Annotated in this window: 6 protein-coding genes; all 6 read left to right on the top strand. The window is 73.2% G+C overall.

The features are described 5' to 3' along the window. The first annotated feature begins 154 nt into the window (after positions 1-154). Complete coding sequence (locus AOK08_RS39395; RefSeq protein ID WP_055535039.1) at positions 155-1,087, top strand: Gfo/Idh/MocA family protein; 933 nt, start codon at positions 155-157, stop codon at positions 1,085-1,087. Then, positions 1,084-1,530: a DUF6917 domain-containing protein gene (locus AOK08_RS39390; protein ID WP_055535037.1), complete on the top strand. Its 447-nt coding sequence runs from the start codon at positions 1,084-1,086 to the stop codon at positions 1,528-1,530. The genes AOK08_RS39395 and AOK08_RS39390 overlap by 4 nt, the downstream gene beginning before the upstream one ends. Before the next feature lie 2 nt (positions 1,531-1,532). Then, positions 1,533-3,449, top strand: coding sequence for a 1-deoxy-D-xylulose-5-phosphate synthase (dxs, locus tag AOK08_RS39385; RefSeq protein ID WP_055535035.1), 1,917 nt, complete (start codon positions 1,533-1,535; stop codon positions 3,447-3,449). Further along, positions 3,449-4,606 (top strand): flavodoxin-dependent (E)-4-hydroxy-3-methylbut-2-enyl-diphosphate synthase, encoded by a 1,158-nt coding sequence (gene ispG, locus AOK08_RS39380; RefSeq protein ID WP_055535033.1) that lies wholly within the window; start codon positions 3,449-3,451, stop codon positions 4,604-4,606. The genes dxs and ispG overlap by 1 nt, the downstream gene beginning before the upstream one ends. 46 nt (positions 4,607-4,652) lie before the next feature. Further along, on the top strand, positions 4,653-5,597 hold the full coding sequence (locus AOK08_RS39375; RefSeq protein ID WP_055535031.1) for an alpha/beta hydrolase: 945 nt from the start codon (positions 4,653-4,655) through the stop codon (positions 5,595-5,597). Continuing rightward, positions 5,590-6,995: NAD(P)/FAD-dependent oxidoreductase (locus AOK08_RS39370; protein ID WP_055535029.1), on the top strand; the 1,406-nt coding region annotated here is incomplete at its 3' end. The genes AOK08_RS39375 and AOK08_RS39370, both read left to right, overlap by 8 nt.

The raw sequence follows: 6,995 nt of genomic DNA, 5'->3' as shown, positions 1-6,995 counted from the left end.
GGTGGTGCGCGGCGGTCAGCTATCCGGGCCGGCCCGAGGAGCTGACCGCCGCGCACCACCGGGAGCACGGCGTCCCGCTGTCCGCCGAACGGCACGCCGAGCTGACCGCCCTGGCCGCCGAACGCGGCATCGCGTTCCCCGAGGCGGTGGCCCGGTGAACCGGCCCACGGACCGGCCGACCCGCGTCGGGCTGATCGGCCTCGGGGTCATCTCGAAGTTCTATGTCGCCGCCTTCGACCGGCTGCCCGGCCTGGAGCTGGCCGCCGTGTGCGATCTGCGGCCCGCCGCCCTGGAGCCGTTCCACGACCGGGCCAAGTGCTACACCGGCCACACCGAACTGCTGGCCGACGCCGCCGTGGACGCGGTCGTCGTGAACGTACCCAACGACGCGCACGCCACGGTGTGCGCCGACGCCCTCGCGGCGGGGGTCGCGGTCTGTGTGGAGAAGCCGCTCGCCACCCGCGTCGAGCACGGCCGCGCCCTGGCCGCGCTGGCCCGGGAGAAGGACGTCACCCTCTTCACGTCCTTCCACCGCCGCTACAACTCCGCCGTCCTGCGCCTGCTGGCGGAGGTGTCGGCGGCCGACGCGCCCGTACGCTCCCTCACCGTCCGCTATCTGGAACGCATCGAGGACCACGCGGGCGACGACCGCTGGTATCTCGACGCGGACCGGTGCGGCGGCGGCTGCGTGGCGGACAACGGTCCCAACGCCTTCGACCTGGTACGACTGTTCCTCGGCGACGTCGGTCTGACGGCGGCCGACGTCGCCCGCGACGGCCTGGGCACCGACCGCCGGGCCGGCATCACCCTGTCCACCGCGTCCGGCGTCACCGCCCGCGTCGAACTCGACTGGTCCTACGACGGCGAGGTCAAGGACGTCACCGTCGAACTCGCCGACGGGACAAGGTTGTTCGCCGACATGCTCGACGGTCACCCGGAGTTCAAGGGCTCGCTGTGGCACGAGTACGTCGGTGTCCTCACCGACTTCGACACCCGGCTGCGCGCCGGACAGGACGCCTCGGCGGGCGGGCTCGCCGCCCTCGAACTCGTCGACGCCGTCTACCGCGCGGAAGGAGCCCGCCGGTGAACCCCCGCGAGGACGGCGCCAAACGCGCGGTGCACGCCTCGGTCGTGAAGGTGCTGACCCACCGCCGCGACGACCGGGGCATGCGGCTGGAGGAGTTCACCAGCCGGTGCGTACGCGGTGGCGAGGTGCACGAGCTGGTCACCACCGACCAGGCGGGCAGCCCGCCCGGCGCCCGCGTCGACCGGGTCGGATTCCTCGGCTTCGCCGAGATCCAGGGCGCCGGGGTGATCGACCGGGGCGACGAGGTGTGGGCCGACGGCCGTCTCGTGGGCACCGTGCTCGGCTTCGACGCCTGCCACTTCCCCAACCACTACAACGTGCTGATCGCCGTCGACACCCTGGTGACGGGCCCCGACCTGAATCTGCGTCCGGAGACACAGGTGTCCTTCCGGCAGGTCGCGGCGGACGTCCGCGCGGACCTGCCCGTGGGAACGAGGAGCTGACCTTGGAACTGCTGGAGCGCATCAAGAGCCCCGCCGACCTGCGCGGCCTCGGCCCCCTGGACCTCGACCGGCTCGCCGGGGAGATCAGGGCGCTGCTCATCGGACGGGTGACCCGCAACGGCGGTCATCTCGGCCCCAATCTGGGGGTGGTCGAGCTGACGATCGCCCTGCACCGCGTCTTCGACTCCCCGCGCGACAGTCTCGTCTGGGACACCGGCCACCAGACGTATGTGCACAAGCTCCTCACCGGCCGGGTCGCCGACTTCGCGACGCTGCGCACCCGTGGCGGCATGTCCGGCTACCCCTGCCGGGCCGAGTCGGAGCACGACCTGGTGGAGAACTCGCACGCCTCCACCGCCCTCTCCTACGCCGACGGACTGGCCCATGCCCGCCAGTCGCGCGGCGACCCGGGCCATGTGGTCGCCGTGATCGGCGACGGCGCGCTGACCGGCGGCATGTCCTGGGAGGCCGTCAACAACATCGCCGCCGCGCCCGGCCGTCCGCTGGTCGTCGTCATCAACGACAACGCACGCTCCTACGCCCCGACCGTCGGCGGCCTCGCCCAGCATCTGGCGGCGCTGCGGACCTCGCGCGGGTACGAGGAGTTCCTGGAGCGCGCCAAGGACACCCTCCAGGGAGTGCCCGCGGTCGGTGACACCGTCTACCGCGCCCTGCACGGGGCGAAGAAGGGCCTCAAGGACTTCCTCACCCCGCAGGCGCTCTACGAGGACCTCGGTCTGAAGTACCTCGGGCCGGTCGACGGCCACGACCGCGAGGCCGTCGAGGCGGTGCTGCACCGCGCCCGGGCCTTCGGCGGCTCGGTGGTCGTGCACTGCATCACCGAGAAGGGCCGCGGGTACGCGCCCGCCGAGGAGGACGCCAGGGACCGCTTCCACGCCGTACGCGCCGCCCCCTCCCCCACCCCGGGAAAGCCGTCGGCCGCCGGGCCGACCTGGACGGCGGCCTTCGGCGAGGAACTCCTCGCGCAGGCCGAACGCCGCCCCGACGTGGTGGCGCTGACCGCCGCGATGCTGGAGCCCGCGGGGTTGCTGCCCCTGCAACGCGCCCTGCCCGCCCGGGTGGTGGACGTCGGCATCGCCGAACAGCACGCGGTGACCTGCGCGGCCGGCATGGCCATGGGCGGTCTGCACCCGGTGGTGTGCGTCTACGCGACCTTCCTGAACCGGGCGTTCGACCAGGTCCTCATGGACGTGGCCCTGCACCGGCTGCCGGTGACGTTCGTCCTCGACCGCGCCGGGATCACCGGTGACGACGGGGCGTCCCACAACGGGATCTGGGATCTCGCCACGCTCCAGGCGGTGCCGGGCCTGCGGATCGCCGCGCCCCGGGACCGGGCCACCCTGCGCCGCCGGCTCGACGAGGCGCTCGGCACCGAGGACGCCCCGACCCTGCTGCGTTATCCCAAGGGCGCCCTGCCGCCCGACGTGCCCGCGCTGGAGCGGATCGCCGGACCGGACGGCACCACGTCGATCGACGTGCTGGCCCGTACCGGCGAGGACGTCCTGCTCGTGGCGGTCGGCGCACTCGGGGGCACCTGTGTGGCCGCCGCCCGGCGCCTGGCCTCAGAGGGCATCGGCTGCACGGTGGTCGACCCCGGCTGGGTGAAGCCGGTCCCGACGGCACTGGTGGAACTGGCCGGACGGTTCGACGTCGTGGTCACGGCCGAGGACGGCCTGCGTACCGGCGGCGTCGGCGAGACCCTGGCGGCGGCGCTGCGGGACGCCCGTACCGTCCCCCGCGAACTGCGCGTGCTCGGGGTGCCCGCCGGGTTCCTGGAGCACGCCTCCCGCGCCGAACTGCTCGCCGAGTGCGGTCTGTCGAGCGACCGTATCGCGGAGCAGGCCGGCCGAGCGGTGGCCGAGGCCACCGGACTGCCTCCACTGAAGGGAGCTGTGTGATGACCGCGTCCGTAGCGCTCGGTATGCCCGCCGTACCCGCCCGGCTCGCCCCGCGCCGCCCGTCGCGGCAGATCAGGGTGGGCTCCGTGGCGGTCGGCGGGGACGCCCCGGTGTCCGTACAGTCCATGACCACGACCCTCACCGCCGACGTGGACGCCACGCTCCAGCAGATCGCGCAGCTCACCGCGTCGGGCTGTCAGATCGTCCGGGTCGCCTGCCCCTCCCAGGACGACGCGGACGCGCTGCCGCTGATCGCGCGGAAGTCGCAGATCCCGGTGATCGCCGACATCCACTTCCAGCCGAAGTACGTGTTCGCCGCGATCGACGCGGGCTGCGCGGCCGTCCGCGTCAACCCGGGCAACATCAAACGCTTCGACGACAAGGTGAAGGAGATCGCGAAGGCCGCGGCGGGCGCGGGCGTGCCCATCCGGATCGGCGTCAACGCGGGCTCCCTCGACCAGCGGCTCCTGAAGAAGTACGGCAGGGCCACCCCCGAGGCGCTGGTGGAGTCGGCGCTGTGGGAGTGCTCGCTGTTCGAGGAGCACGGCTTCCGGGACATCAAGATCTCCGTGAAGCACAACGACCCGGTGATCATGGTCGACGCCTACCGGCAGCTCGCCGCCCGCTGCGACTACCCCCTCCACCTGGGCGTGACCGAGGCCGGGCCCGCCTTCCAGGGCACGATCAAGTCGGCGGTCGCCTTCGGCGCGCTGCTCGCCGAGGGCATCGGCGACACCATCCGGGTCTCCCTGTCGGCGCCGCCGGTCGAGGAGGTCAAGGTCGGCATCCAGATCCTGGAGTCGCTGAACCTGCGCCAGCGGCGGCTGGAGATCGTCTCGTGCCCCTCCTGCGGGCGGGCCCAGGTCGACGTGTACAAGCTCGCCGATCAGGTCCTGGCCGGTCTCGACGGCATGGAGGTCCCGTTGCGCGTCGCGGTCATGGGCTGCGTGGTGAACGGCCCCGGCGAGGCTCGCGAGGCCGATCTCGGCGTCGCCTCCGGCAACGGCAAGGGCCAGATCTTCGTCAAGGGCGAGGTCATCAAGACGGTGCCCGAGTCGAAGATCGTCGAGACCCTCATCGAGGAGGCGATGAAGATCGCCGAGCAGATGGAGGCGGCCGGAATCGCCTCCGGAGAACCGGACGTCACCGTCCACTGATCCCACCCCCGGCAGCAATCCAGCACAGCAGAAGGGCGCCTTACGCATGAGCTCCGTCAGCTCCGTCAGCTTCGACGTGACCCCTCCGCACGCCCCCGGCACCACCTGGCGGCTCGGTGCGGAACTGTTCCTCCCGGCCGGTGACCCGCCCGACACGGTGCAGCTCCTGCTGCCGGGGCTCACCTACGACAGCCGCTACTGGACCGCCCCCGGAGCCCTCGACTACACCCGGCACGCGGTCGGCGAGGGCTACGCCGTCCTCGCCCTGGACCGCCCCGGCACCGGCACGAGCGAGCATCCGCCCGCCGAGCAGGTGACGGTGGAGAGCAACGTCGAGGCCGTGCACCAGGTGGTGACCGCGCTGCGCCGGGGCGCGCCCGGCCTGCCCGCGTTCCGGCACGTGGTCGCCGTGGGGCACTCGCTCGGTTCGGGCATCGCGCTGATCGAGGCGGCCCGCCACCAGGACCTGGACGCCCTGGTCGTCACCGGGCTGCTGCACGCTCTCGGCCCGCTCTATCCGGAGGCGCTCCCCGCGCTGTACCCGGCCGCCGAGGACGCGCTGCTCGCGCCGGCCGATCCGCCGGAGAACTATCTGACCACCCGACCGGGCCGCCGTGCCGCCCTGTACGAGCACCCGGCCGGCATGGACGCCGGCCTGTCCGCGTACCACGAGGACACCAAGTCGACCGTGACCGCCGGGGAGGGCTTCACCCTGGACGCGATCTACCAGCCGGAGGCCGCCGCCGGGGTACGGGTGCCCGTCCTGCTGGTGGTCGGCCGGGAGGACCGGCTCTTCGGCGGCGGTGACGTCTCCACCGAGGACGCCGCGTCGGTCGTCGCGTACGAGCGGAAGTTCTACACCGGCACCACCGACCTGGAGGCGTTCGTCGTCCCCGACGCCGCCCACTCCCTCAACGTCCACCGCACCGCCCCGAGTTGGTACGCCGCCGCCCATGAGTGGCTCGCCCGCCGGGGGCCGTCCCATGAGTGAGCGGCGGGGGCCGGACGGGTACGCGGGCAGCCACGCCGTGGTGCTGGGCGGCAGCCTCGCCGGGCTCTGCGCGGCTGCCGCGCTGGCCCCGCACGTGGACCGGGTCACCCTCGTCGAGCGCGACCGCTACCCCGACGAGCCACGCTGGCGGCGGGGGGTGCCACAGGCCCGTCACACCCACAATCTGCTGGGCGCGGGCCAGCGCTCCCTCGAACTGCTTTTGCCCGGCCTGCTCGGCGAGCTGCGTGAGCTGGGCATGGTCGAGGTCCGGATGCCGCAGGACATGCTGCTGCTCGTGGCGGGCGGCTGGGTGGACCGCTTCGACAGCCGGCACGTGGTCCTGTCCGGCTCGCGCAATCTGCTCGACTGGGCGGTCCGCAGACGGCTGGAGCGACTGCCCACCGTGGAGATACGCGCGGAGACGGAGGCCGTGGGGCTCCTCGCCGGACCGGGCGACTCGGTCCGCGGTGTGCTGCTGCGGGACCGGGACTCCTCGGCGCGCACCAGCTGGGGAGCGCCGTACGAGTGGGAGGCCGACCTCGTCGTGGACGCGACCGGCCGCGGCTCCCGTACCCCGGCCTGGCTGCGGAGCCTCGGCTACCAGCCCCCCGAGGAGACCGTCGTGGACGCCGACTGCGCCTACGCCACCTGCGTCTTCGAACCCCCGCCGGGACACACCGCCGACTGGAAGTGCGTCCTGCTCCAGTCGACACCCCAGGAACCGCGCTCCGGCATCCTCAACCCCATCGAGAACGGCCGTTGGATGGTCTCCGTGGCCGGTCTCGGCGGCGAACGGCCGCCCCTCGACCACGCGGGTTTCACCGACTTCGCCAAACGCCTGCGCAGCACCGTCCTGTACGACGCGATCCGCGACGCGAAGCCCCTGGGCGAGGTGTACGGATCGGGCCGTACGGAGAACCGCAGACGCCATTACGAGCGGCTGGCGCGCTGGCCCGACCGTTTCCTGGTCCTGGGGGACGCGGTCGGCGCCTTCAACCCGGCCTACGGGCAGGGCATCTCCGTCGCGGGCATGAGCGCCCTCACGCTGCGCCGGGCCCTGGAGCGGGCCGGGACCAGCGGCACGGGCCGGATCCCGCCCGGTTTCACCGGCCCGCTGCGCAAGCGGATCGCCCGCTGCGTGGACGCCGCGTGGATGCTGTCGGGCAACGCCGACCTGGCGTATCCGGGGGCCGGTGACGGGCCGCTGCCGCTCGCCGCGCGGCTCGGCAAGCGCTACACCGACCGGCTGCTCAAGGTGGCGACCACCGACCGCGCCGTGGCCACGGCCCTGTTCGACATGACCCATCTGCTGGCCCCGCCCCAGGTCGTGCTCCGGCCGAGGGTGCTGGCCTCGGTGCTGCGCGGCCCCCGGAACGCGGCCTCCCCGCCCACCTCGCC

The sequence above is a fragment of the Streptomyces graminilatus genome (assembly GCF_001418565.1).
GTDB lineage: Bacteria > Actinomycetota > Actinomycetes > Streptomycetales > Streptomycetaceae > Streptomyces > Streptomyces graminilatus.
The sequence above is the reverse complement of the archived record's forward strand: the minus strand, read 5'-3'. Positions and strand labels throughout refer to the sequence as shown.

Coding starts and splice junctions, on each gene's coding strand:
- ispG (WP_055535033.1), top strand. CDS start 3,449: ATGACCGCGTCCGTAGCGCTCGGTATGCCCGCCGTACCCGCCCGGCTC.
- AOK08_RS39375 (WP_055535031.1), top strand. CDS start 4,653: ATGAGCTCCGTCAGCTCCGTCAGCTTCGACGTGACCCCTCCGCACGCC.